At 36.6% G+C, this 26048-nt stretch carries 27 protein-coding genes; 9 read left to right on the plus strand and 18 right to left on the minus strand.

Translation table 11 applies throughout. From position 1 onward, the window contains the following. The first annotated feature begins 32 nt into the window (after nt 1-32). The 4 genes from ACMAWV_RS15180 to ACMAWV_RS15195 all read left to right on the plus strand — a co-directional run bounded on the left by ACMAWV_RS15180 (nt 33) and on the right by ACMAWV_RS15195 (nt 4309). The gene (locus ACMAWV_RS15180; protein WP_412470074.1) at nt 33-1430 is read left to right on the plus strand and encodes a hypothetical protein; all 1398 of its coding nucleotides are present in this window, start codon (nt 33-35) and stop codon (nt 1428-1430) included. Continuing rightward, complete coding sequence (locus ACMAWV_RS15185; protein ID WP_412470073.1) at nt 1427-2350, plus strand: hypothetical protein; 924 nt, start codon at nt 1427-1429, stop codon at nt 2348-2350. The genes ACMAWV_RS15180 and ACMAWV_RS15185 overlap by 4 nt, the downstream gene beginning before the upstream one ends. Further along, entirely contained in the window at nt 2350-3390 is a 1041-nt protein-coding gene (locus ACMAWV_RS15190) for a quinone-dependent dihydroorotate dehydrogenase (protein WP_412470072.1), read from the plus strand. Before ACMAWV_RS15185 ends, ACMAWV_RS15190 begins: the two co-directional genes overlap by 1 nt. Before the next feature lie 97 nt (nt 3391-3487). Then, entirely contained in the window at nt 3488-4309 is an 822-nt protein-coding gene (locus ACMAWV_RS15195; protein WP_103219090.1) for a hypothetical protein, read from the plus strand. Here ACMAWV_RS15195 and sfsA read toward each other — a convergent pair. Beyond that, nucleotides 4304-5056, minus strand: a complete 753-nt coding sequence (sfsA, locus tag ACMAWV_RS15200) for a DNA/RNA nuclease SfsA (RefSeq protein ID WP_412470071.1) — start codon at nt 5054-5056, stop codon at nt 4304-4306. The genes ACMAWV_RS15195 and sfsA overlap by 6 nt on opposite strands. Nucleotides 5057-5137: 81 nt before the next feature. Between sfsA and ACMAWV_RS15205 the strand changes: the two genes are divergently transcribed. Further along, on the plus strand, nt 5138-6490 hold the full coding sequence (locus ACMAWV_RS15205; RefSeq protein ID WP_103219088.1) for a hypothetical protein: 1353 nt from the start codon (nt 5138-5140) through the stop codon (nt 6488-6490). On the opposite strand, the gene ACMAWV_RS15210 is transcribed toward ACMAWV_RS15205, so the two are convergent. From ACMAWV_RS15210 to ACMAWV_RS15225, 4 genes are all read right to left on the minus strand, one after another. Continuing rightward, on the minus strand, nt 6487-6765 hold the full coding sequence (locus ACMAWV_RS15210) for a hypothetical protein (RefSeq protein WP_103219087.1): 279 nt from the start codon (nt 6763-6765) through the stop codon (nt 6487-6489). The two genes, ACMAWV_RS15205 and ACMAWV_RS15210, sit on opposite strands and share 4 nt — an antisense overlap. 62 nt (nt 6766-6827) lie before the next feature. Beyond that, nucleotides 6828-8690: a DUF4105 domain-containing protein gene (locus ACMAWV_RS15215; RefSeq protein WP_412470070.1), complete on the minus strand. Its 1863-nt coding sequence runs from the start codon at nt 8688-8690 to the stop codon at nt 6828-6830. A gap of 62 nt (nt 8691-8752) precedes the next feature. Next, nucleotides 8753-9184 carry a DUF3015 family protein gene (locus ACMAWV_RS15220; protein WP_103219085.1) on the minus strand — a complete coding sequence of 144 codons (432 nt, stop codon included), beginning with the start codon at nt 9182-9184 and terminating at the stop codon, nt 8753-8755. Nucleotides 9185-9314: 130 nt separating this feature from the next. Beyond that, entirely contained in the window at nt 9315-10679 is a 1365-nt protein-coding gene (locus tag ACMAWV_RS15225) for a hypothetical protein (protein ID WP_103219084.1), read from the minus strand. A gap of 178 nt (nt 10680-10857) precedes the next feature. Between ACMAWV_RS15225 and pyrE the strand changes: the two genes are divergently transcribed. The 3 genes from pyrE to ACMAWV_RS15240 all read left to right on the plus strand — a co-directional run bounded on the left by pyrE (nt 10858) and on the right by ACMAWV_RS15240 (nt 13994). Beyond that, a complete protein-coding gene (gene pyrE / locus ACMAWV_RS15230; protein WP_103219083.1) occupies nt 10858-11490 on the plus strand; it encodes an orotate phosphoribosyltransferase in 633 nt (210 codons plus the stop codon). 130 nt (nt 11491-11620) lie between these two features. Further along, nucleotides 11621-12892 carry a citrate synthase gene (locus ACMAWV_RS15235; protein ID WP_103219082.1) on the plus strand — a complete coding sequence of 424 codons (1272 nt, stop codon included), beginning with the start codon at nt 11621-11623 and terminating at the stop codon, nt 12890-12892. A gap of 70 nt (nt 12893-12962) precedes the next feature. Next, nucleotides 12963-13994: a small ribosomal subunit Rsm22 family protein gene (locus ACMAWV_RS15240; RefSeq protein WP_103219081.1), complete on the plus strand. Its 1032-nt coding sequence runs from the start codon at nt 12963-12965 to the stop codon at nt 13992-13994. Between the two features lie 25 nt (nt 13995-14019). Here ACMAWV_RS15240 and ACMAWV_RS15245 read toward each other — a convergent pair whose 3' ends face one another. The 4 genes from ACMAWV_RS15245 to ACMAWV_RS15260 form a co-directional block, all read right to left on the minus strand. Continuing rightward, complete coding sequence (locus tag ACMAWV_RS15245) at nt 14020-14529, minus strand: hypothetical protein (RefSeq protein WP_103219080.1); 510 nt, start codon at nt 14527-14529, stop codon at nt 14020-14022. Nucleotides 14530-14718: 189 nt separating this feature from the next. Then, entirely contained in the window at nt 14719-15135 is a 417-nt protein-coding gene (locus tag ACMAWV_RS15250; RefSeq protein WP_103219079.1) for a hypothetical protein, read from the minus strand. 71 nt (nt 15136-15206) lie between these two features. Further along, nucleotides 15207-15473: a type B 50S ribosomal protein L31 gene (locus tag ACMAWV_RS15255; RefSeq protein WP_021268340.1), complete on the minus strand. Its 267-nt coding sequence runs from the start codon at nt 15471-15473 to the stop codon at nt 15207-15209. Between the two features lie 134 nt (nt 15474-15607). Continuing rightward, on the minus strand, nt 15608-15904 hold the full coding sequence (locus ACMAWV_RS15260; protein WP_103219078.1) for a hypothetical protein: 297 nt from the start codon (nt 15902-15904) through the stop codon (nt 15608-15610). A 126-nt stretch (nt 15905-16030) separates the two neighbouring features. On the opposite strand from ACMAWV_RS15260, the gene rpmG reads away from it, so the two are divergent. Further along, nucleotides 16031-16207 carry a 50S ribosomal protein L33 gene (gene rpmG / locus ACMAWV_RS15265; RefSeq protein ID WP_021268365.1) on the plus strand — a complete coding sequence of 59 codons (177 nt, stop codon included), beginning with the start codon at nt 16031-16033 and terminating at the stop codon, nt 16205-16207. 59 nt (nt 16208-16266) lie between these two features. Here rpmG and ACMAWV_RS15270 read toward each other — a convergent pair whose 3' ends face one another. The 9 genes from ACMAWV_RS15270 to ACMAWV_RS15310 form a co-directional block, all read right to left on the minus strand. Then, nucleotides 16267-16770 carry a hypothetical protein gene (locus tag ACMAWV_RS15270; protein WP_412470069.1) on the minus strand — a complete coding sequence of 168 codons (504 nt, stop codon included), beginning with the start codon at nt 16768-16770 and terminating at the stop codon, nt 16267-16269. Nucleotides 16771-16880: 110 nt separating this feature from the next. Next, the gene (locus ACMAWV_RS15275; protein ID WP_392992352.1) at nt 16881-17822 is read right to left on the minus strand and encodes an ABC transporter ATP-binding protein; all 942 of its coding nucleotides are present in this window, start codon (nt 17820-17822) and stop codon (nt 16881-16883) included. A 15-nt stretch (nt 17823-17837) separates the two neighbouring features. Beyond that, a complete protein-coding gene (locus ACMAWV_RS15280; RefSeq protein ID WP_103219075.1) occupies nt 17838-18800 on the minus strand; it encodes an ABC transporter ATP-binding protein in 963 nt (320 codons plus the stop codon). Between the two features lie 11 nt (nt 18801-18811). Beyond that, nucleotides 18812-19699, minus strand: a complete 888-nt coding sequence (locus tag ACMAWV_RS15285; protein ID WP_412470068.1) for an ABC transporter permease — start codon at nt 19697-19699, stop codon at nt 18812-18814. Beyond that, the gene (locus ACMAWV_RS15290) at nt 19699-20724 is read right to left on the minus strand and encodes an ABC transporter permease (RefSeq protein ID WP_103219073.1); all 1026 of its coding nucleotides are present in this window, start codon (nt 20722-20724) and stop codon (nt 19699-19701) included. The genes ACMAWV_RS15285 and ACMAWV_RS15290 overlap by 1 nt, the downstream gene beginning before the upstream one ends. Before the next feature lie 3 nt (nt 20725-20727). Next, complete coding sequence (locus ACMAWV_RS15295) at nt 20728-22329, minus strand: ABC transporter substrate-binding protein (RefSeq protein ID WP_103219072.1); 1602 nt, start codon at nt 22327-22329, stop codon at nt 20728-20730. A gap of 245 nt (nt 22330-22574) precedes the next feature. Continuing rightward, nucleotides 22575-23816 (minus strand): hypothetical protein, encoded by a 1242-nt coding sequence (locus ACMAWV_RS15300; protein ID WP_103219071.1) that lies wholly within the window; start codon nt 23814-23816, stop codon nt 22575-22577. Between the two features lie 199 nt (nt 23817-24015). Beyond that, nucleotides 24016-25125: an alanine dehydrogenase gene (ald, locus tag ACMAWV_RS15305; RefSeq protein WP_103219070.1), complete on the minus strand. Its 1110-nt coding sequence runs from the start codon at nt 25123-25125 to the stop codon at nt 24016-24018. Nucleotides 25126-25210: 85 nt separating this feature from the next. Continuing rightward, the gene (locus tag ACMAWV_RS15310; RefSeq protein ID WP_412470067.1) at nt 25211-25999 is read right to left on the minus strand and encodes an MBL fold metallo-hydrolase; all 789 of its coding nucleotides are present in this window, start codon (nt 25997-25999) and stop codon (nt 25211-25213) included. Nucleotides 26000-26048 lie beyond the last annotated feature (49 nt).

Below are 26048 nucleotides of genomic sequence, written 5' to 3' on the forward strand. Positions count from 1 at the left end.
CTTAAAGATATTTTTTAATCTAGGGATGGATAATGAAGAAACTAATATTATTGCTATTATTAGCGACCAATACTCTTGCAGCATCAGTAAGTGCAAGGGGACAGTTCACCTCAAAACCTGGTGACTCTTTATCTTTTATTAAAGAGCAACTCTATGCCAACACGGTTCGCAACGTTCTTGATTCTGAGCTTGAAAAGCTAGGTCTTGATACAAAGACTTTTTGGCAAAATTACGAAACACAATTTGATGAATACTTTGCGCCAATTAAAGAAAATTACGATCGTGAAACTGGTGCAGTTGATGCTGAAGGCAACCCTGTAACTCTAACGGGGAGTGCTCTTGAAAGATACCAAAGGGGAATTCGTAGCAAGAGACTAAAGGCACGCGCTTCTTTTGGTGGATTTAACTCTATTATTTCTTCATACACAGTAAAGAAGATGTCGAAGTCTTTATCACGAGCAGATACACACTATTATAATATCGATGCAAAAGTTAATCGTAAGTTAGTTTCTGAAATTTACTATCGCTATATTGGACAAGGTAAAACACGTAACTTTACAAAACTTTATCTAAATATCAATTACAAGCTTAAGGATCTAACTTGGGAAGAAGTTGGTGTAAGTTCTCAGTCGAAATTTACAGATGTTGTCGAAGATCACTGGCTTAAAGAGTTAGGAGAGAGTGTTGGTGGTGTCTTTCTTGAAGGGATTGAAGTTGTTAATCCATCAACAAGACAAGAAATTTTCGAACACCTAAAGAAGCCTCTTGTTGTCCTTCGTTCAAATGAAGGAGAGATTCTTGGTACTCGTCAGGAAGAGCTTAGAAATTCACTTATGCTAACTCTTGATATCGTACTTGAAAAAGAGTTTAAAGACGAAAAGCAAAAGCAAATTAATATACAGACATTTGGTGGATTAGTTCTTACTGATTTAAGAGATGGTACGATTGTAAACTTCAAAGATTTTGAGGCCAAAGGACAACAGTATTCGACAGTTGATCCACACAAGCAGAGCTCTGATATTGCAAGCTTTGTTTATCAGCTGCCAATCTCAGAAATGAAGGGATTAAAGAGAACGATTAAGGAGAAAGTATCTGTAAAGAACTCTTTTGATATCGTATTAAGAAATACTCATAATATTAATGAGGCATTTGATTTTGCTGGAATGTTAAAAGAAGAAGGTGTTGTTTACTTCTTTGATCCACAAATTACTTCGACTCTTCAAAATGTAGTCAATATTAGTATCACTTTCTCTGGTGATAAAGATAAGGCAATGGATGTCTTGAAGAAGTTTTCTAATACAAAATTATCAGAGCAAGCTTCGATTAAAAGAGATGAAAACCTTCCATTTGTTTTTAATATTATTCATGCTGGTGAGAGTGGAAAAGTTATTAAGGAAGATAAGGAAGCAGCTAAGGCAAAAAGTCTATGATTAAGTTTTTATTACCAATTTTAGTTTTAGTTACAACATCGTGTTCTCTTTTAGTACCACCACAAAAAAGAGATTATCACGGAAGAAAAGAGAGAACGACTCAGCGTCAACATTTTACAGGCGTTAAAAAGAAGGTTGCACTTCTAACTTTCTTTAATGAATCTCCATTTGGTGGCCAAGATTTAGGTGTTATCGCAACAGAAGAGCTTCGCCGTGAGCTTCAAAAGACGGGACAATTCATTGTTGACCCAATGTCAGCTAGATTATTTGGTTCTTCGAAGCAGGTTTACTCACAAGGTGGATCAAAGCTTGTTCAGATGACAAGAAAGGCAAAAGGAGAAGGTGTAAACTTTGTTATTTTTGGTCGAATTATCGAAGCAAGAGTTAGAGAAAAGTCTGATGAAGTAGGTTTTGTTAGAAGCACAAAAAGCTATAGTGAAGCAAAAGTCGAGATTAGAATCTATGACGTTAACTCTAATAAAGAAATCTATACTGATACTCTTGATGGTTATGCAGACGATAGCAGCTACCGCTTCTTTAAGTCTGATCGCGATTCACAAACAAAGTACCGCCAAGATCTTCTTCGCTATGTAACAAAAGTTTCTGTTAGAAAATCAATTCCAAGAATTCTTGATACTGCTCAAAAGCTAGAGTGGATCGGACGTGTTGCAAAAATTATTGGAAATAATATCTATATCAATGCTGGCCGTGACTCAGGACTTAATATCGGTGATGTTTTAAAAGTTGTAACTGAAGGTGTTGATATCTATGATCCTGAAACTGGGGCCCTTATTGGTGTTTCCAAGGGAGAAGTCAAAGGGACTATTGAGATTATCGACTTTATTGGAGCAGATGCTTCAATCGGTATCTTACACTCCGGAGGCTCTGTTCACGAAGGTGACTTTGTTAAGTTGTACTAATGATTTATTCTCTTGCCCGTAACTTCTTATTCAAGTTAGACGCCGAAGATGCTCATGATCTTACAATCGATTTCATGGAGAGATTCCCTGTCCTTTCTGAGGTCTATCCGAGTTATCGCTCTGATAGTTTAAAATTAAGAATTGGTAAGTTAACGTGGGCAACACCTGTTGGGCTTGCTGCTGGACTTGATAAAAATTGTCGTGGATACGAATTTCTTTCTAATCTTGGTTTTGGTGCTATTGAGGTTGGAACTGTAACACCAAGGCCCCAGGGTGGAAATCCTAGGCCAAGACTATTTCGTTATATTGAAGAAGAGTCTATTCGTAACTGCATGGGCTTTAATAATGAAGGTGGAGAGTTTCTTAAGAATCAAGTACGCTTAGCAAAGCGTTCAATTCCATTAGGTGTGAATATTGGAAAGAATAAGGATACACCTGATAATCTAGCATATGAAGACTATGCGAGTCTTTATCAAGATTTTAAAGATCTTGCTGATTATATCGTTATAAATGTTTCCTCGCCAAATACTCCGGGACTTCGTTCGCATCAAACTCGTGAATCCTTAGAGAAGATCTTTGCTGCTTTAGAGCGTAAAGACGGTGAGGCCGATCTCTATTTAAAAATTTCACCAGATATTGAAGAAGATGAAATTGAAAGTATTATCAAAGTCGCAAGTGACTATAGACTAACTGGTATCATTGCAACAAATACGACTATAATGCAAGAGCGTGGGGTAGGAGGTGTTTCTGGAAAACTGCTTCTGGCCAAAGCACGTAGGGTCCGTAAGACATGTCTTGATAAGATGAAGGATTTTCCTCATTTAGAGTTCATCGGGGTTGGAGGTTTTTCTTCGTATGAAGATATTGTTGATTATTGGCGTGATGGTGGAAGGTGTTTGCAGATCTATTCGGCCTTTATTTTCCAAGGGCCTAAGCTTCTCCAAGATATTAATCGATCAATAATAAATGATATGTCCATAAAGGGATTTAATTGTGTTGAACAACTAATTGATCATTATCAAAAAAAATCCCAAATATAACCTATTAAAATTATGTATAAATAAAAACTAAAACTTAATCTTTTCCTAATATTAACCGAAACGAGTAAAAAGGTTGGTTAAACATTTAAGGAAAGAAATGATTAAAGGCTTAGTTCATACTGTCGTAATTGCATCATTAGGCGCATTTGTCTTTTTCACTAGTAGTGATATTGAGAGTACTCTTAAACAAGAGCTTGGTAGTGGTGCAAATCCATACAAGCATGTTAATCGTTCACCTGACTTTGTTAAACGTTCAATTGCATCTTTATCTGATGATGTTACGGCCCGTGAACTAAAAAAGAGAAGAGTTGAGGATATGCATATCTACAAGTCTTACGAGGAGTCGTTATCAAAACTTAAGGGTTGTATGAGAAGTATCTGTCAGGAATACTTCACAAGTGATGAAGTTTCTGAAAATTATGATAGGTATGGGGATTATATTACAGCGAAGATTAATCAAAATATTAATCAGCTATATAACTTTACGTCAAAAAGAGGCTTTCGTTCTCACTCAATTATTACGACAGCACTAGATTTTATCGATCTTTCAAATGAAGAATTAAAGAAGAACTTAGTTTTACTTTTAAGTACGCAAAAGAGTGATCTAAGATCATTAAATGCCTTAGTTAAACTTTCACAAGGTGTTTACGGTAAGGATCTTCATTCTCTTATTATTTTAGAGCTTGAAAAATATGCAAAGTCAGATGATTTTAAAGATAAGGTAAGCGATCAAATAGTGACAACACTAGCTTCAAACGCTAGCAATGAAAACTCACTTATTACAAGAGAGCTATATCGTTTCATCAATAAAGATAATCTTCAAAAGTTTAATCATCTTTTAACAAAGATTCCTAATGAGAGTCGAGTGTATTCACAGCTTGCAAATCATATCGAGAAGTTCGAATCGACAAGCCTATAAAACAATCTTAAGTTTTTTTGCGACAGTGATTTCTTTCTCATTCATATTTAGTTGGTAGGCAAGAATCTGTACTCCAGCTTCTTTGGCCTTGATAAGAAGTCTTTTATATTCTGTATCAATATCACTCACATTAAAGCTCTTAACATCTTCACGAGAAACAATATAGAGCATTGTGGCCTCATGACCTTGCTCCTTAATTGCCATAAGTTCTTCAAGATGCTTTTGGCCTCTGGTTGAGACGGCATCCGGGAATTGGGCCTGGTCGCCAACTTTTAAAGTAACATTCTTTACTTCAACAAAATTGTACTTAAAACTAGGATCCTCAAGTTTTAAATCTTTCTTATCGATCTCTTTATTGCTTAAGAGAAAATCAATTCTACTTTTACCAATTTTTACTTCACTCTTGAAAAAATCATACCCTCTAAGTTCTTCGAATTTTCCAAGTTCTAGACCTTCCTGAACAAGCTTATTTGTAAGGCCTGTATTTACCATAATCCAAGAATCCCCATTCGAAATCATCTGAGCAGAGAATTTAAGCTTTCTCTTTGGGTCATCAGAGTGGGTCATTAGAACTTTCCAATCTGGCTCCCAACATGTTTTCATGCTTCCTGTATTTGCAAGGTGGGCCGTTAGAGTTTGTTCACAACTATACTCTTTAAAGGCATTATCTAATTTAAAATCTAATAAAAATCGTTTGTAGCGTTCAATAATTGTCCCTAAAACCAATTCATTTTCTTTAAATTGCATATTTTTCCTTGTGTGCATGTTGCTAAGCATCTGTAATTATATGTTACAATGACAAATACGATATCATTTTAAGAGGAATTTGTGAAAACTGCTTTAGTAATTTGTGACAATGAAGTTTTAAATTCAATCTACAGTGTAAATCTTAAGACATACACTGAGTTGAATCTGATTTTTACGTCATCACTTGATGAGGCGCTCATTCATATTGAGGACACAGAAGTTCCTATTGATCTACTCGTAACAATGGCCTCAATCGGGGATGAAGATACGGCCCTTTTGGCCTTTCATAATCTTATTGAAAATGATCGCGATATTCCTTCGATTGTTATTGGAGAAGGGGATCTCGTTCCAGATGAGAACTATGTTGTTAAAAATCAATTTGATATCCCTGGCATTCTACAAAATATTTTTGAATGCTTAAAAATTACACCAAAAGAAGTTTTGGCCGTTGTGACAGAAGAGTTATATGAAATGCCAATTCGTCTCTTCTTTCCGTTTAATAAAGCATTTTGCGATACCTACTATATGCTAGAAAATAATGGCGAGAAAGTCCCAACTAAAATATATGACACTGAAAGTGATGTATGGCCAAAGGTAAGAGAATTCTTAGACCAAAATGTTTCACATCTTTTGATACCTGCAAGAGAGCGTTTCGCTTTCACTAAGAGGGTAACTGAGCTTTTAATTGAAAGTATGGAAAAGGTGACTCCTGAAACTCCTCAACAAGAATCTCTTGATTTTGTGGAGCAAAGTATTGATGCCATTGCTGAACAGCTATTTGAAGATGAAGGGGTAACGAAAGAAGTTGTCCAGCTTTCTCAAATGTGTATGGATACGATGGAAGAAGTTATTGATAATGTTCCAGATCTAAAATCTATCCTAAAGGATTTAGCAGCGCTAAAATCTGGCTTTCTCTATAGTCACTCAATTATTGCAGGTTACGTTTCGTCCCATATTCTCGACAACGTTGAATGGGGTGGCCCTGCTCATAAAGAGAAATTAAAATTTGTTCTTTATTTCCACGATATGTACTTAGTACAAGTCTATAAAAAATATCCTGATCTAATGTACGAGGATAAGATCATTTTTGATCCTCAAGTCTCTGAAGAAGATAAGGAAATCATTATCAATCATGCTGCTGAAGCAGCAGATGCAATTAGGCGCTATCCTGCATGTCCACTTGGCGCCGATGTTATTATCATGCAACACCATGGAACATCAAATGGACTAGGTTTTGCGACAAGTTTTAAAGATGATATCTCTCCACTTGCTAAGGTTCTTATTATTGCTGAAGCATTTACAGAAGAAATCTACCAGAGAATTGAAGATCGCCAAAAAATAAATGTTGAAGATGTAATAACTAAGCTACGTGAGCGCTTTACTAAGCACACGTATAAGAAGATCATCGAAACACTTGCGACGATTAAGATTTAAGCAATATCTACTAAATTTTTTATTGTGACACTATCTTGTTCGAGGGTATAGATTGCGTGCCAGCTATCCTTTAATTGAATCTTTCTGATATTATTGATTTCATCAATTTCAATATTGAGAGGCCCATCGTATTTAATCTTGAATTCACGTGCCTTATCGATACCTAGATCTGAAAGAAGATTTATCCAACAACTAATTTCATCTTGAACTTCAATGGGAGTATTCGCTAGTTGTGCTAAGGCTTGTTGTTCAAATTCAATACTTACTTTTTTCATTTTAAAACTATAGCGATCTTACTTGTGTGTGGCAAATGTCATGTTTTTTTGTTTACTTTCGATTAGTAAAAGAAATTTAGTCCTGCCATCGCTCTTTGGTAAACTTCATCATAGTATTGGTAGGCAAGTCTTAAGCTAACATCCTTGGTAAAGTGAAACTTTGCTTCGCTATTCCATTCATGTTGCTTATTTAAGCGAGTGTCATTTCTAAATGAATATTGATAACTACCTTGCCACGAAAAGTATTTACTCGAGTAGATAAGCCTTATTTTTGGCCCATAAGTAAGAGCATAGTCATAGTCTGACTCATAGATATAAGAGTTTTGTGTTGCTATAAATGCTGCTAGTGCGAATACTTCGTTACCAAAAGTGTAACCAAGATCAAAATCTAAGTAGGGATTTAATGTTCGGCTTTGATATGTAAAGCTCTCAGCAAAACCAAAGTTAAATTGCCAACTAAGCTTCTTTGCAAAAACTGTTACAGGTCTTAAGGCATCGATACGAGCAAGCTGTATATCGACTAACCTCAGTCGATCTTCTTGATAGCGATTATAATCTAACTTTATATTAACTAGCTCTGTTGTGGACATGGGAAGATAACCACTTTGTCTATCGAGTAGGTCGTGGAGTGCTCCACGAAACTCAATATTTAGATATTCTCCATTACTATCAAAGCTTGGACCTAGGCTAAAACGATTTGTAGAGTGGCCTTTATCCGGAGATTTAGGCATTAAAAAATCATAGTTAATATCTTGTGATTTTGAAGCTAATTTTGCTCGTTTGCTATTAATACGAAATTTTTGTGTACGGTATTCTTTCTTCTCTTTATCTTTTAAAGACTTCGTTGCATCAACATCAGCATTCTTAAAGTCGATATAAAGATTATAAGTATCTAAGACAAATAGTTCATCAACATTATCTTTGATGTCGCTGATATTCTTAGAATCCTTGATAAGCTTTTTGAAAAGTGCTCCTTGCTTTGGATTCATCTCATCATACCTCGCTTTTAATTTTGTATACGAAGCGGGTCTAACTTTAATATTCTTTACGATATTGTCTTGTTCGAATAAAGCGTAGATTGTATCAACTGGAGGAACTGTAGTATCGATATTATCAATCAGCTTCCAATCTGTTCTAATGGCATCGACAAACGCTAGAATGTGGTAAGAGCAATTCTTAGTGAAGTAGAGATAGTCGAAATAAGCTCGATTCATTTCAAAGAGGTGCGCCTGAAAATAAATAAGATCTTTTCTATCTAAGTTTAATTCATAATCCCAAAGATCTCTCGATTCCATATTATTATATTCTTTAACTTTTACATAATATGGCATCATAGCAAACATGCCTTTAAAGCCACCAAAAATACCTTTGTAGCCATAAACGAGGGGATTACTAGTATCGACTTTCGCACTGAAGTCCACGCCGTAATCTAAGAGATCATTATCTTGGCTTTTAGATGACTTTGAACGAACACGAAAGAATGTGTGACCAAAAGTTGAAGCGGGCTTTTCTATAAAGTAAGAAGAAAAAATAATAGAGACTGAATAGATATCGATTTTCTTTATATAGTCTTGATAAGCAGGACAATCATACAAATTTAATGATTGCTCAATTAGCCTATGTTCTTTTAAGAGCATGAATCTTGCAGGGAAAAGACACTTCGGATGATTATTCATGTCTTTAACAAGAGGGGATTCAACACCTGAAATTGTTTGTTTCAATTCCTCTAGTGGTGATGTCATACCATTTTCAGAAAGAAAATATTCCTTCGCTTTTACTAGGGACTCGTAACCGAAAAGATTCTTTTCATATCGTATGAGCTTTAGCCACCTTTGTGACTTAGAAAAAGTTTCGAGCTCTGTTGATGCCCAAGAAGAATGCCCTAGAGCAAAGAAGAGAAATGTTGCAGTTAAATATTTTTTCATTCTAAAATCAATTTTTGGCGTATTGGAAAAATGGCCTACAACCGAAGTTGTAGGCCAAAGTATTACATCGCTAGTACAGTTTGGATGTTATTGTGGATTGTTTGTGCGTCAGCATTTTCAGCAAAAATCTTATCAAAGTTTTGCTTTAGGTTTGTTTTGTTTGCTGCTGGAGCATTAACTAGAGCAAGGTATGCATCTAGACTTTCACCTTCGCCACGAGCAATATCGCTTGAAAGTGCGATCATGTTGTTTTCAACAAATGATACAGCTGATACACGTGCTGTTTTTGCATCTTCACAACCAAGAGTACCTGTTGACATTGCAAATGTCTGGTTACCTAGGATACCGTTTGTTGTAGCTGCAAGAACGTTAAGAGCTAGTCCTGACTTACCTTCGAAAATTACCGAACCAAGACCACAACCTGCTGGTCCGTGAGCTGCAAATGCTGAAGAAGTAACAACTGTAAAAAGTGCTGCACATAATAGTTTTTTCATCAATAAACTCCTTAATATTGTGATGTTTGTAAAACAATACAAAGAGTTTAACTTAACTAAGAAAAATGTAAATTAAAAATCCCTCGTTTTTGTTTGAGCAAAGGACTCCGCTTTTTAAGAAAAATTTAATTTACAGTATCGTCCTTTGTAGAGCATTAAGTGGGTCTTTGAAGTTACCTTGGTTGTAAACTTCTTTAATTTCTCTAAAGATATTAAGTAAGTTTTTTTTGCCGCCTGTACTTGTACAAAGTTTTAAAATGTAGTTATTTGCTAGGATAAATGCACACGAGTGGGCCGTTAATTTATTTGTACTTAACTTATTAGGGAAGCCATCTCCCTTTGGTTTTTCATGGTGCTGGGCCACGACAAAGTCTGCTTCAGGGTAACCTGTAAAGTACTGTGCAATCTCAGCTGCTTTAAGAGGATGGAGACGGTAGCTTTCTTGCTCACTTTCTTTGAACATTTTAAGCTGTGGGTCTTCTAATGATTGAATTGAAGCAAGGTCTTCATTTTCAAGCATTGAATCATATAAAAGTGAGGCCAGTCCAAGTTTCTTCTTTGATGTCTCAGAGGCCCAGCCAAGAGCTTGTAAAATAAAGTGTGATAAATAAAGTGTCATAATTGATTGAGTGGCAATATCAAATGGCCCTTTTGGAAATAGCGAAAGGACATTACGATACTTCTTATTTTCAAGAATGATTTCACGACTACAAAGAATGACTTCATCACAAAGTTTAATTACATTCTCTGATACGCCAACGGTTTTAACATATTGATGAATCAAAAGAACGGCCTTAATTTGATTTTCAATAACTTCTGAGTCTTTAAGTCTTTTCTTGCTTTCAAAAGTTTTAAGGAGGTTTTCTATTCCTTCTTCTAAGAATTTTAAGTAGTCATTCTTTTTTAGATAAAGGACTTTTATATTCTTTCTCGCATAAGAATGAATTGTTGCGTGAGAGTATTTCTTATTTGCCGATATGATCTTTGTATACTTTGTTTGAGTTAGTTCTAAATAGACATCGTAGGCGAGTGTATCAAATAAATAAAAGCCACGAATCTTCATTGGCAATAAATCGTCTTCTTCAAATTCCTCAATGCTAGAGCCGAAGTCTTCACTTTTAACCCAGGCAAGGGCCTTGTTAACTGCGCCCATAAAATCTTCTTCTTCAATTGGGCGAAAAAGTGCCGAGCTCGATTCACTTCGTGCATAGAGTGCATCTGGAATTTTTTGTTTGATCATGGCCTCCATACCGATAAAGATAAATGGCCTTTGACCTGTAATCGAAAGAATCTTTCCCGCTAGCTGAGACGGATCTTCATTTTTAAGAGCTACTTCAATAATGATCACGGCAAAAGGACCTTCAAAGCTTAAAAGGTCAATTGCATCATCACCACTCATTGCGCAATGAAGTTGGATATCTGGATAACAATTTGAGAAAGAATCTCTAATGTATCCCCATTCATCTTTTTCATCACAAATATATAATGCTTTCAAAAACGTACTCCTTTAATCAACTAATCATTAATTTCTTTTCATATATCTCCCGCATCGGTAAGTTATTGAAATAATAAAATTTAGTTAGGAGAAAAAATTAATAATCAATTGATAATTATACAAGAATTCGACTTTTTAAGATGGATAAATTTGTTTAAACTATTTTAAAGGGGTTAGCATGACAGAAAAGACAATCTCTCTTGTAAAAGAGATGATAAAATTTGGCTTAATTAAAATTTCTCCACAAAATCCATTTAAATACGCTTCTGGTAAGACTGGGCCTATTTACTGTGACAATCGCCTTATGTCTTCTGATCCAAAAATGTGGAAGCTTGCAATTGAGCTCATGAGTGAACTCATTGAAGAGAATAACTTTTCATATGACTTCATTACAGGTGTTGCAACTGCTGGAATCTCTCACGCTGCGGCATTAGCATTTTATCGTAGCGAGCCAATGAATTATGTACGCTCAAAGCCTAAGGCCCATGGCACGGGTAAGATAGTGGAAGGAAAAGTTGGCGAAAATAGTAAATTACTTTTAGTTGAAGACCTGGTTAACCAAGGCTCAAGTATCGAAAAAGTCATTGGACTCATTCGCGATCAGGGCCATATGGTAGACTCAGTGCTGTGTTTGGTCGACTATCAAACTCCCAATGCTAAAAGGGTTGCTAAAGATTTAGGTATTGAGATTTTTTCTTTAATAAATCTTAATCAATTAGCCGATATTTGTTTGTCGCAAAAATTGATCGATGAAAGAGGCCATGAGCTTCTTATGAAATGGCAGCAAGACCCAGATAATTGGGAAAATTAATGCAACGCTGTGCATTTTAGACGCAAGACGTGTCGACAGATTTAGCAAAAAAAGATATGTATCTACTTAATTTAATTCGTGTTTTTTAACGTATTTAAGTTATATCCAACTTAAATTTTGGAGGAATAAAATGGCCGATAGTGCAAAAATTGAAATCAATGGTCAAACTATTGAAGTTCCTGTGATCGTAGGAACTGAAAACGAAGTCGCTTTAGACATCTCAAAGCTAAGAGCAGAAACAGGTGCTATTACTTTAGATATTGGTTTTGTTAACACAGGATCATGTACGTCGAAGATTACTTTCTTAGACGGAGAGAAAGGTATTTTAAGATACCGTGGTTACCCAATCGAACAACTTGCTGAATCTTCAAACTTTGCTGAAGTTTCTTACCTTCTTTACAATGGAAAGCTTCCAACTGTTAAGGAGCTAGATACTTTCAACAGAGAAATTTCAGCTAACAGCAAGCTTCCAGGTGGCGTTGAAAAAATCATCGACCAATTTCCTGGTTCAGCTCACCCAATGGGTGTACTAGCTGCTGCGATCTCATCTCTAAGTGGTTTCTACCCAGAGTTCTTAGATCCAGAAGCAACTGAAGAAATTAAGAACAAGGCTATTGTTCAATTAATGGGACAAGTAAAAGTTATGATGGCGCAATTCTATCGCAAGACGATGGGAAAAAGCCCACTAACTTCAAATGCTAAGCTAGATTACTCAGCAGATTTCCTAAATCTAATGTTTGATGGTGAAGTAGACCAAGACGTAGCAGACGCTCTTGATACACTTCTAATCCTTCACGCTGATCACGAGCAAAACTGTTCAGCTTCAACTGTAAGAGTTGTAGGCTCTTCACATGCTAACGTATTTGCTTCAATTGCAGCTGGTGTTACAGCTCTTTGGGGACAATTACATGGTGGTGCAAACCAAGCTGTACTTGAAATGCTTGAAGAGATTAAGAAAGATGGTGGTGATTACCAAAAGTTCATCGAAAAAGCGAAAGATAAGGACGATCCATTCCGTCTTATGGGATTTGGTCACCGTGTTTATAAAAACTTTGATCCACGTGCAAAAATCATCAAGAAAGCATGTGACACAATTCTTACTAAGCTTAAAATCGAAGATCCACTTCTTGATATCGCAAAAGGTCTTGAAGAAGTTGCTCTTAAAGATGAGTACTTCGTTAAGCGTAATCTATATCCAAACGTAGATTTCTACTCAGGAATCATCTACAAAGCACTTGGAATCCCAACTAATATGTTTACAGCAATGTTCGTATTAGGTCGTTTACCAGGTTGGCTATCTCAGTGGAAAGAACTGAGAGAAGATGGAGCACGTATTTCTCGTCCTCGCCAAGTTTATATTGGTGAAAATGAGAGAGATTACGTAGCACCAGAAAAAAGATAGTATAATCTTTTAAAAAGAATATTGAATTCGGGCCCAAGGATTTCTTGGGCCTTTTTTTTAGGAAGTGGAAATGTTTGAATACGATAAAATTTTAAAGAGTCTCTTAAATCCAAATCTTAATAAGCAGCAACTTGCAAAACTTATTGGGACTCAGTCGACACAATTTACTAGTGAGCGTACTAAGCTTAAGAATAACTACTCTGATGAGGATTTAATCAGTGCCTATACATCTTTCTACTTTCCAACAAATGCTCTTAAGCTTGAGTTTTTAACTGAGCATTTAAGCGAGCAGATGAAGGCCGAAATTTCTAAAACTCACATCTTAGATATTGGAACAGGACCTGGAACTTATGTTTTTGCGGCAAGTGAGCTTTTTTCGGATGCTCTTTCTTTCACAGGAGTTGATGAATCTAAGCTTATGATTGAACAGGCCAATAAGCTTAATAATGAGTATTTTCAAAATCCTAAAATTGGTTTTTCTCAAACTCTACCAAATGTTGACGATGCTCCAAGAACTCTTATTTTTGGTAATTCGATCAATGAAATGGGAATGCCTGCGGCCTTTAAGATTATTAAGCGCTACAATCCTAAATTTATCATTTGTATTGAACCTGGAACAAAAGATGTATTTAAAGACCTTCTTGCTTTAAGAAAGAAGCTTCTCTTAATCGATTATAAAATTCAATATCCATGTATGGGACAGGGGACTTGTCCTCTTGAAGGGATCGATGACTGGTGTCACCAATCAATTAAAACTTCATTGGACTTCGAGCTCGAATCTCTTTCGCAAGTTGCAAAATTAGATCGTAAGGTCATGCCTGCAACAATTCACTTCTATGCATTAAACCAAATTGAAGATAAGAGCGGTAAAGCAAGAATTATTCGTTTAAAGAAAAATGTTAAGCACGCATTCCTTTGGGATGTCTGTGATGAAAATAATAAGTCTGTGACTTTAGAAGTTCCTAAGAAACTCTTTAAGAAGAAAGTTGTTAAGCAATTAGAAGAGATTTCCTCTGGCATTTGTGTTCGCTATACAATTGATAAGGAACTTGAAAATTCTACTGTTCGTGTAAAGACTATTGAAGTTGAAGGTGTTGAATAAGGGAGCATAAGACTCCCTTAGATATTTACTTTTTACTAGCTGGTAGACGATTAAGTGGTGCTGTCAGGACGTCCTGAAGTCTTACGCCTGATCTAAACTCGATTAAATCCATACTTGTGATTTTTTGCTTTCCAATAATATAGGCTTTCTTTGAAATCATATTAGTCATAAAGGCGGTATCAAGTTCACTTAGAAGCGCTTTTTTATTTTTTTCAAGTGAGTCGACGTGTGCTTTCGTTGCATGATAATTTCTTACCTTTGCTCCTTGTGCTCCACCTGCAGGTGCCCAAGCAACTGACAGTGGCCAAAAGAGTAGGTTTACAACACCATTAGGTACATCGCCATTATAGAAATCTCCTACACCTGGCAGGATATTTAAAACTGCGGCCAATGTTTCATCTTTTTCTTTCACTTCAAGTCCTTTTGCTTTCCACTCAGCATACTCTCTTGCTTGATATGAGTTGATAGAAGAACAACTTGCTAGAAGTGATAAAACAGATAGAAGTAGAAATACTCTTTTTAATAATTTACTCACTATTCCCCCTTAAGTGATACATGTTCAGTTTCACTTTATTCGGTAAATATACTTTATTTCTTTAGTCGGGAGAGTGTGTAAGTATTTGTAAACAAAGGGGTTTCTTTAGGCTGTCTTTGGTTAAGAGAGCTAACTTATGAAAATAATGAAATGTAATTTACTGATAAAATAAATAATTTATTTTTAAGATTATTTAGACTTCAGCTCTTTGACTTCGTAGATAATTTTTTCTTTATCCATCTTGAAGTGGGGCATTGTTAAGATTTTTGAAAGGACATCCTTGGCAAGTTTTCTCATTTCCTTTGTTTCAAGAATGGCCATCAGTCGATTCACTTCATTTTCTGTATAATTGGCCTTAATACGTTTTTTTATTTCTTCTTTGATATCAACGAAGCTTGTATTGTCATCAATGATTTTTTCAAGCTTTTTATTGTCTAAGCTTTTTGCAGACTTTTCTATCAGCTGTCTTTTAACAAAGTCTGCACGTTCTTTTGAGTCATTAATTAGGTATTGCTCTTTTAACAGAATGTCGGCGATATAATTGATCTTGTTATCGAGGTTGGCAAAACTTAGCTGTGCAATAAAGATAGTGATTAGAAATTTCATATCTTAAATTATAAATAAAAAAGCCTCGCAATGCGAGGCTTCTTTTATATTCGAAAATTTTGATTCGATAATTACTTTTTCTTCCCAAGTGAAGCGTAAGAAGTACCAAATTTCTTTCTGAATTTATCGATACGACCTTCAGTATCAAGAACTTTAGTTTTTCCTGTATAGAATGGGTGAGAAAGACTTGAGATATCAAGTTTTACGTATGGGTAAGTTTTCCCATCAAACTCTTCTTCTGAATCAGCTTTGATTGTTGATTTAACTACAAATTTTGTGTCTGCAGAGATGTCATGGAAAAGAACGTCTCTGTACTCTGGGTGAATACCTTTTTTCATTTTAAACCTCGTTATCTTTTGCATTGCTTGGTACAATGCTGATTTAGTATTAATTAGAGATTTGAGCAATTTCGCCCATATAGGACCATTTGTCAAGATCTAATGTAGTGCTTCCATAGCTGAGATGGGCATTTTTAATGTGCGCTACAAGAGCTGCAGCCACCTCCAGACTTATCTGTCGGGTCGTTAAATTGCCAATGTCCATATTTTTCATTGATAAAATCAATGGCGCTCTTTAAAGAGCTGAAATCTCGTTGAAAAACCTCAAGATCTTCACCGTCCACAACTGTAACAGAATAGAGGATTAGCTCTTTTATTTGGCCATCAACTTCTTGGATATCTCCAGTCATTCCAATGAATGATTTAAAGTGCTCACTATTGTAGTGGGCGAAGTTCCAATTTTTGAGATTTACAAGATTTTGTGTTTCCATGCTGTATTTTTAGCAGTTGGCCCTTGCCATGACAATGTATTTCTAGTAAGTTTCTAACCTACGAATTGTAATTTGTATAAATTAGAGAAAACAATTTTAAAGTTTTATATATTTTAGGAGGCAGTTATGGCAAAGGGGCCAAGAGTTATTATTACACTTGAGTGTACAGAAGCGAGAAAGAATGGACAAACTCCATCTCGTTACACAACTACTAAAAACAAAAAGACTCATCCAGAGAGACTTGAAGTTAAGAAGTACAATCCTTTCTTAAGAAAGCACACACTTCACAAAGAAATTAAGTAATTTGATTTTTCAAATTTACATATAAAAAAAGCCTCGCATTGCGAGGCTTTTTTTATGAACTAGAGTTCAAATTCACATTCGTATTCAGCTGTTTCCACAGACTTCTTCGAAAAGAGCCTTTTATTAAAAACATGGGCCTTCATCATAGATGGGTCGTCAAGATTAAAATCAACTTCAGTTGTATAACCACGACTAGGGTCTCTGTATGAGAGGTGTGTGTCGCCATTGTCACTAACTTCGATTTTAGCTTTTTCAAACATTTTACCATTTTCAAGAATTGTTGGGATAATACTCAGTCCTTCATAACCCTTTTCAGTATCCCAAAAAGACACTTTATACGTTGTGTTCTTGTATTCCGAGAATTGCTCTTTAATAATTCCAAAACAAGCGCTATCGCCAAGAAGTAAGTTCTTTTCGAGGACATAAGACTTCGCTTTCACGCGATTACATTTTATGACATTAGAAATTTTATTCCCTGGCCAGCTTGGATCAAATAGCGCCTCGTCAGCGCAAAAGCCAGCAAATACGGATGATGTTAGTGCTAGAGTAACGATTAGTTTCATATGTTTATCCTTCAAATTTATTGTTTGAGGATTTATAGCAAATTTAGGATATAAATAGTGTTTAGTTGAAATAATTACAATAGGCTTCCTGACGGAAGCCTTTATCATGATTAATTCTCAATAACTTCGTGACAAAAAACATCTCTGCTGTCGATATGACGACACTCTGGTGCTTTGCTTTTACAATGCTCAACTGCAAGTGGGCAGCGAGTATGAAAGTTACATCCAGCAGGTGGATTAAGAGGTGATGGAAGCTCCACATTCTTAAGTGGTGGGAAGGCCTTGATCACTTCGTTTTCTACCGCGTGGGCCGACTTTAGAAGTGTTTTCGTATAAGGATGCAGTGGAGTCGTAAAGATGACATCACTTTTTCCGTATTCACAAACCTTTCCAAGATACATGACAAGTACCTTGTCCGCTATATAGCGAACGACAGAGAGATCATGAGAGATGAAGATATAAGTGAGATTAAATTCTTCTTGAAGGTCTTTTAAAAGATTTAAAACTTGCGCTTGAACTGAAACATCAAGAGCAGATACTGGCTCATCAAGAATTAAAACTTTTGGTTTTAAAATAAGAGCTCTGGCAATTCCTATTCTTTGACGTTGGCCACCACTAAACATATGTGGGTACTTGTGAGCATGAGCACGACGAAGGCCTACTGTTTCCATAAGTTCACATGCACGCTCAAAAGCTTCTTTCTTTGTTACTTTCTCATTGATAAGAAGAGGATCAGCGATTATTTCCCATGCTTTTTTTCTTGGGTTAAGTGACTCGAGTGGATTTTGGAAAACCATTTGAATGGACTTGTATAGTTCTTTTGAAGAAAGAGTTGAGAAGTCTTTACCACCGATTGTGATACTTCCATCTGTTATTTGCTCAAGTGCCATAAGACATTTTGCAAGAGTCGACTTTCCACAACCAGATTCCCCAACTATTCCAAGAGTTGTTTTTTCTTGAAGAGTGAAGCTTAGGCCATCGATGGCCTTTACAAACTTGTCTGCGACAGGATAGTACTTTTTTAAATCATTTACTTTAATTGTATCAATCATATCTATACCTAATTCTTAATTTAATGGGTGAATACAACGAAGAGAGCGATCATCATGAATGACAAGTTTAGGGAGTAATTCACATTGTTCAGTCGCATATTCACATCGCTTTCTAAACTGACATCCTGTAGGGCGATCACCTAAGTCTGGAACCATCCCTTTTATTGAGTAAAGGGGAGCGTTAATATCATTTGTAAATGAAGGAATTGACTTCAATAGTCCTGATGTATAGGGGTGGCGAGGAGAATTGATGACGGCCATTGTTGGTCCTTTTTCAATGACTTCGCCTGCATACATAACTTGAAGAGTTTGCGTGAAGTCTTTAACGACAGCAAGATCGTGGGAGATAAAGATAACGGCCATGCCTGTTTCTTTTTGAATCTCATCTAGGAGCTCTAGAATTTGCTGTTGAACAGTAACATCAAGGGCCGTTGTTGGCTCATCTGCAATTAAAAGCTTTGGGCTTGAAGCAATGGCCATCGCAATCATCACTCGTTGGGCCATTCCACCAGATAGCTCGTGTGGGTAAGCTTTCATGCGCTCTTTAGGCGCAGGAATTCCAACTTGAATTAATAGCCTTTCAACACGATCCTTACGTTCTTGTTTTGATAAGTTTGGTTCGTGAATGAGAAGAACTTCCTCAATCTGATTTTCAACTGTATAACATGGGTTTAGGCTACTCATGGCATCTTGGAAGATCATACTGATATCACCTCCGCGAATCTGTTGCCACGATTTCTCATTAAGTTTTTGCAGATCCACTCCGTTGAAACTTAATTCTTCTGCTTCAACGACAGCATTATCATCAAGCAGGCCCATTATTGCCATATTCGTGATACTTTTTCCACAACCTGACTCACCAACGATTCCAAGTGTTTCACTCGCTTTAACTTCAAACGAAACATTTCGAACGGCGTGAATAAGTCCTTTCTTTGTTTTAAAGTGTATATTTAAATTCTTAACTTTTAATAAACTCATATATTTCTCTTCTATCGTTTAAGCTTCGGATCAAGTGCATCTCTTAGGCCATCTCCAAAAAGATTCAGTCCCAAAACAACGGCCAAGATACAAAGACCTGGAAGTGTCACAAGCCATGGGGCACTTTGAATGTAAGGTCTGGCATCACTTAGCATAATTCCCCATTCTGGAGTAGGTGCCTGGACACCTAGGCCTAGAAAGCCAAGTGCGGCCGTTGAAAGAATCCCTTCTGAAAGGCCTAGTGTTACTTGAACAATGAGTGTTGCCATACAATTTGGTAGAATTTCTTTAAGCATAATTCGCATAGGTGAGGCACCAAATGTTTTTGCTGCCTGAATGTATTGAAGATTTTTTATTTCTAATACATTTGCACGAATAAGTCGTGTAAACGAAGGTACACTTACTAAGGCAACAGCAAAAACCGCATTCATTAGGCCTGGGCCAATTACAGAAACAACGATAATAGCAAGTAAGATACTTGGGTAGGCCATAAGAATATCGATGAATCTCATGATCACTGCATCTGTTTTGCCTCCAAAGTATCCAGCAAGAAGGCCAAGCATTGTTCCTACTACAGTTGAGATCAAAACAATTGAGATACCAACAAAGAGAGAAATTTGAGCTCCATAGATAAGTCGGCTTAGAACATCTCGACCCAGATCATCTGTACCTAAGATAAATTGCATAGAGCCATCCGCTGCCCAAAATGGAGGTATACGAAGTTGTCCTGGGAAAATCTCGCTTGCTCCATGTGGTGCAATTAAAGGTGCCAGTAGAGCAATGATGATAAAGCTTAAGACAAGAGCTAGACCGAAGAGCGCCCCTTTGTTGTCACTAAAGTGATCAATAAATTCCTTAAAGACTTCCATTGTTGTTACATTTGAATTTTGTACTTCCATTATTTTGAACCTGAAATTTTTGGATTAACAATTGAGTAGATAATATCCACACACATATTGATGAAAATTACCATCAGAGCAATAAAGAGAATTCCTCCTTGGATAACTGGATAATCTCTTGCGTGAATACTTGCAACTAGCCAGCGTCCAATACCTGGCCAAGAAAAAATTGTTTCAGTAAGAATTGCCCCAGTAATAATACTTCCAAAAAGAAGACCGATTACTGTGACAATAGGAATCAGTGCATTTCGTACAGCGTGTTTCCAAACAATCTTTTGATAGCTTTGACCTTTGGCCTTTGCTGTTTGGATATATGGAGCTTTGAGTACTTCAAGTACACTTGATCTTGTCATTCTTGATATAACGGCGAGGGGAATTGTTCCCATGGCAATTGTTGGAAGAATGAGGTGCTTTAGTGCAGAAGTAAAAGGTGCAAAACCATCAAGTGAAATGACCTCTGGGTTTAATGTATCAATTAGCATTAGACCTGTAACTCTTGGAACATCAAAGAGAACATCCATTCTGCCTGATACTGGAGTAATTCCCATGTTAACTGAGAAGATAATGATAAGAATTAAACCCCACCAAAATATTGGCATTGAGTAGCCAACAAGTGAAGTACCCATTAAGAAATAGTCCATAAAAGAATTGCGCTTTAATGCCGCATAAACTCCTGCTGGTATTCCAATCAAGATTGCAAAGATCATAGCACAAATTCCCAACTCTAAAGTCGCTGGAAAACGCGAAAAGAACTCATTAATGACAGTTTGCTTGGTCACAATGGAAACGCCAAAATCACCTGAGAAAATATTCTTCATATAAATGAAGTATTGCTCTAAGATGGGGCGATCAAGGCCAAGTGTTTTTTGCATGGCCGCATAGACTTTGGGATCTGCACCACGCTCTCCTAAGAGAAGTAGGACAGGATCACCAGGAACTAAACGGACAACGATAAAAGAAAATAAGCTAATCCCAATAAGTGTTGGGATTAGCTGTAGAAAGCGTTTTTGTAAAAATTTTTTCATATATTATTCTAATGAAACTTTATCGAAGATATCATTTCCTAATGGGTGAATCTTAAATCCTTTCACATTACTTCTCATTGCACGGTGTACTGTTGAGTGAAATAGTGTGATCCAAGGAACTTCTTTTTTGAATACTTCTTGAGCTTTCATGTAGTGAACAGCTCTTTCTTTCTTGTCACTTAAGCGCTTGGCCGCAATAACTTCGCTATCGTATTCTTTATTACACCAATTAGCATAATTTGATCCTGCCTTTGCTCCTTCACAGCTTAGTAGCATATAGAGAAAGTTGTCAGGGTCTCCATTATCTCCCGTCCATCCCATCTGTAGCATTGCGTGTTCACCAGCGTGGGCCTTTTTCAAGTAAGTCGGCCAGTCATAAGTAACGAGCTCAACTTTAATTCCAACTTTTGCAAGATCTTCTTGCATTAGTTCACCCATCTTCTTTCCATTTGGGTTGTAAGGACGTGAAACTGGAAGAGTCCAAAGAGTCGTGCTAAAGCCATCTGGTAACCCTGCTTTCTTTAGTTCTTCTTTTGCCATCTCTACATTGTAGTCATAGTCTTTGATATCGTTGTTATATCCCCAGATTGTTGGTGGCATTGGGTTTTTAGCAACTGTTGCATACCCAAGATAAATTGGCTCAACATATGTCTTTCTATTTAATGCATAATTAATCGCGCGTCTTACGTGAATATTATCAAATGGCCTCTTTTGAGTGTTAAGAGCAAGATAACCAACATTTAAGCCTGGCCCTGAAAGAACAGTGATATCTTTGTTCGCATCAAGTGCTGCGATATCTGTAGGTGCAGGTTGAGTCGCTAAGTGACATTCTCCGGCCACTAGCTTTTGAGTTCTAACTGATGGGTCTGGAGTGATTGAGAAAACCATTCGTTTAATTTTAGGTACGCCATTAAAGTATTCTTTATTGGCCTCATAGCGAATCATTGTATCTTTCTGATAAGACTTAAAGATAAATGGTCCCGTTCCAACTGGATTACGATCAAGAACTTCAGGAGTTTTGGCCGCTAGCATTTTTTCACCATACTCACGAGAGAGAATACTTGTGAATGCCATTGCAAAGTTTGCAAGTAGGGGGGCTTCAGGGTGATGAAGAGTAATTTGTAATTGGTGCTTATCTGTCTGGTTGATACTTTTGATGATATTACTCATTCCCATACCATCCCAGTACTCATAAATACCGCCACTAACTTTGTGGTAAGGATGATTCTTATCGAACATACGATTAAAAGACCACACAACATCACTTGCATCGAGATTACGAGTCGGTTTGAAATCTTTTGTTGTATGGAACTTAATATCTTTTCTGATATTGAAAGTATAAGTTAGTTGGTCTTCAGAAATTGTCCAGCTTTCAGCAATTGATGGAATGATATTTGTCGAGCCTGTCTCAAATTTTACAAGTCTGTTATATAGAGGATAAACGGCCGCATTATGTGATGGGCCATCTGTTAAGAATTGTGGGTTAAACCCAGAAGGTGAGCCTTCTGAACAATAAACAAAGGTTGATTTATTTGCGCTGCTCTTTCCCGAGCACGATACGACAAGTGCGGCCATGATTAATGTGGCCATTAAACTTTTAAGCATTATTCTCTCCCTTTACTTAAAATGTATTAATTTTTATTTAGTTAAAATGATACGTAGCATTTAGCGCTCCGTAAACAATGCCTAGCGACATTTTGACTAAATATAACTTCTTTTAACTAGATTATTGTGAGGAGAAAATAATAGAAAAACCCCCTACGCTCAGTAGAGGGTTTCTTTATTATAAGTGGCCTTCATCAATTCCCTAATATTGAAGAAGGCCCTTATATTAAATAAGGGCCAATTTATTAAAACTTAGCTTTTGTATTTAGTGTGTGTGTCACTGACTTAAGTTCTTGTCCCGGTACTTTTGATACTAGAGGAAAGAATGTAAGTGTAACCTTTAACTCACGTGCCTTTTCAAATGGCCCAAGAGCAAATTTCTTAATCTTTTCAAATCCGTGCTTTTTCAATTCTTCTGTAAATAGAATATTTCCATTATCAAGAAGAGTTTTATTAAAAGTTAGAAGATTGATTGTTTTCTTAAAATGAATCTTCTTCTTTTCTTTGTCATAGATAACAATTTCTGCACTTAGCTCTTGCATGCCTTCTGTAAAGTTTGAAAGCTCCAGTTCGAATTGACCTTTAACTCCAACTTTTACGTTTTCAGGGTTTACTAGAATAGGAGCTTTCGCCTCATCTAGGTCAAAGAATTCTACTTTAAGAGTTGACTCATAATTGTAATCAGAAACTTTTGTAAAGTCTGAAACTTGGAAATTAATTTGAGTTGCTTCTTTATTTAAGTTTTGTACAAGTGTATCAAAGCTCTTAAGTTCGTTGCTAAACTCAAGCGTGAAATTTGCATCAGCTTTATCAACTGCACCAAGGTATTGTACCTTTACTTTGTGAGTTACATTTTCCATTTCTTTGTATGCAACTGTACGAGTCTTTGTACATGAGTATGGTTCTGAGCGGTACTTTGTTACATCACGACAAACATATTTTTGGTAAGGAACATTGTCACATACATTACGTCCTGGACGAGTGTGACATCTTCTTACTGGTACATTTCCACATACACGATCTTGATATGGGATTGAACGACAAGTTTCGCGCCCTGGGACTGTCTCGCAAACACGACGGCTATCACGTTGACGACATTCTTGTCTTCCATTCACTGTACGACAAATTCTTTGTCCCGGAACTGTACGACATTCTTGTCTCGAAGGACCTCTCGTACACTCACGACGATATCTCGTTTCATAACGGCATTGGTAATCATATTCAGTTTCACAAACCTGACGGCCTGGTTCCCAACGACATTCTCTTCTATAATCTGTTTCATAACCACACTCATTTTCTTGATATGGTATTTGGCGGTAACATGTCCCTTCGTATGGCTCTTCCTTGTACTTAGTAACTTCAACTTCCTTAGCTAGTACTTGTACATCATTATCTCCACCATTGAATGAGAAGTTTAATTGATGATCGCTTGCATTCGCAGCGAGAGTGTAACATGCGAGCATTAGCCCGATTAGAATTTTTGACATTTCTCCCCCTTAAAATATAACAGTTGATAATTTCTATCGAGTTTTAGGTGAAATTGAAAAAAATACGTCGGTAAATTTTAAATTAACCTCTAAATGTAAGATATTTTGAGAAAAATAACACTGATTTAGTAAGGCAATTTAGATGGTAAATGATTTTTGGTAAGAAAATGGCCCCAGGTAGGGGCCAATATTTCAAATCTTAATTTAGATTTAGTGGAGTGTATTCAAGATTTAGATCTTCAGCAACTTGCTTGTACACAAGTTTACCTTTGTAGATATTGATCCCTTTCTTAAATGCTTCATCCATCATCGCTGACTCTTCAACACCGTATTTTGCGATCATACGAGCGTACTTAAGAGTTACGTTTGTAAGTGCATAAGTTGAAGTTTGAGCAACTGCACCTGGCATATTTGCAACACAGTAGTGAACAACACCATCTACTAGGAAAGTAGGGTTTTGGTGAGTTGTTGGCTTACATGTTTCAATACAACCACCTTGGTCAACAGCGATATCAACAACTACTGAACCTTTTTCCATTTTAGAGATCATTTCTCTCGTTACAAGCTTTGGAGCTTTTGCACCTGGAACAAGTACTGCACCAATTACAAGGTCCGACTCTTGAACTGATTTTTCAATATTGTCGATATTTGAGAATAAAGTTGTAATTCTGTTATCAAATAGGTCATCAAGCTCAGCAAGACGCTTAGTTGATAGATCGATTGCAGTTACGTCTGCACCCATACCCATTGCCATTTTAATTGCGTTTGTTCCTGCAACACCACAACCAATAACAGTTACCTTTGCTCTTCTTGTACCTGGTACACCACCAAGTAGAATACCTTTACCACCATGATCAAGTTGAAGGTAAGCGGCACCAATTTGAGTTGCCATTCTTCCTGCTACTTCAGACATTGGAGTTAGAAGTGGAAGAGATCCGTCTGCAGGTTGGATTGTCTCGTATGCAATACATGTCGATCCAGACTCCATAAGACCTTTTGTTTGTGGCTCATCTGCCGCAAGGTGAAGGTATGTGTAAAGAATATGGTGTGGTTTTAAAAGAGCAATTTCTCTTGGTTGAGGCTCTTTAACCTTAATGATCATTGTCGACTTTTCAAATACTTCTTCAAGTGATGGAAGAATCTTTGCTCCAGCTTGAATATATGCTTCGTCAGAAATACCAATTCCAACTCCTGCATTTGTTTCTACGTATACTTCGTGACCATCGTGGATAAGTTGTCTTACACCACCTGGAACTAGACCTACGCGATTTTCGTTATTTTTAATTTCCTTAGGAACACCAATAATCATAAAAACTCCATTGAATTGAAGGCGTTAAAATACTCATAAAATATATGAGGCAAATATAATTGTTTTCAAATGCTATTACAATAAATTAAACCTCGAATTTTAGCCCGTCATAAGCAACTTTGACACTTCCATCTGGAAAGTGAGCATCGCACTCTTGTTGCAATAAGTCGTGATCAAGTTCGTGGCCCATGTGGGTTAGGTAATTATGATTGGCCCCTATTTGTCTAATGTAATCAAAGCTTCTTTCGACATAAAGGTGAGCTGGGTGAGGCTTGTGTCGCACACAGTCAATAATGAGAGAATCTAATTTGTAAGAGCGTAGCTTTTCTATTTCATCTTGCGGGATCTCATGGCAATCTGAAATGATGGCAAGCTTTCCAATAATAAGACCTAAGCTTGTCCCATTGCCATGTGGCAGACTTATGAACTCGCAATCTAAGTCGCAAATCTTACTTATGGTATTTTGCCGTATTTCGTTGAGTAAAAGCCTCGGACTTGATCCGATGTGACCAGGATTATTTCCAAAGATATAGCTAAATCTTATATTCATAATATTTGCGCTATTTTGGTCTGTATAGAGGTTAATAGGGTGTTTAAAGGTGAATGGCCTTATATCATCAATGCCGTTCAAGTGATCAGCATGGGCATGTGAAATAATAACTGCACTGATATCCTTTACGCCTTCACGCAATAATTGCGTGCGAAGATCTGGCCCCGTATCAAAGAGAATTGTGGTATCATTTTGTTGGATTAAAAATGAAGTACGCAATCGTTTATTGTGTTTATTAGAGCTTGTGCAAACTGGACAGCTGCAGCCTAACATTGGAATACCTGTACTTGTTCCGGTTCCTAGGAACGTAACTAATAAATTCATAACTTTATATTGCCAAGAAAATCATAAGTTTTTAAGCTATTTATATTAA

Source organism: Halobacteriovorax sp. RT-1-1 (assembly GCF_047085455.1).
In the GTDB taxonomy this organism is placed as follows: Bacteria; Bdellovibrionota; Bacteriovoracia; order Bacteriovoracales; family Bacteriovoracaceae; genus Halobacteriovorax_A.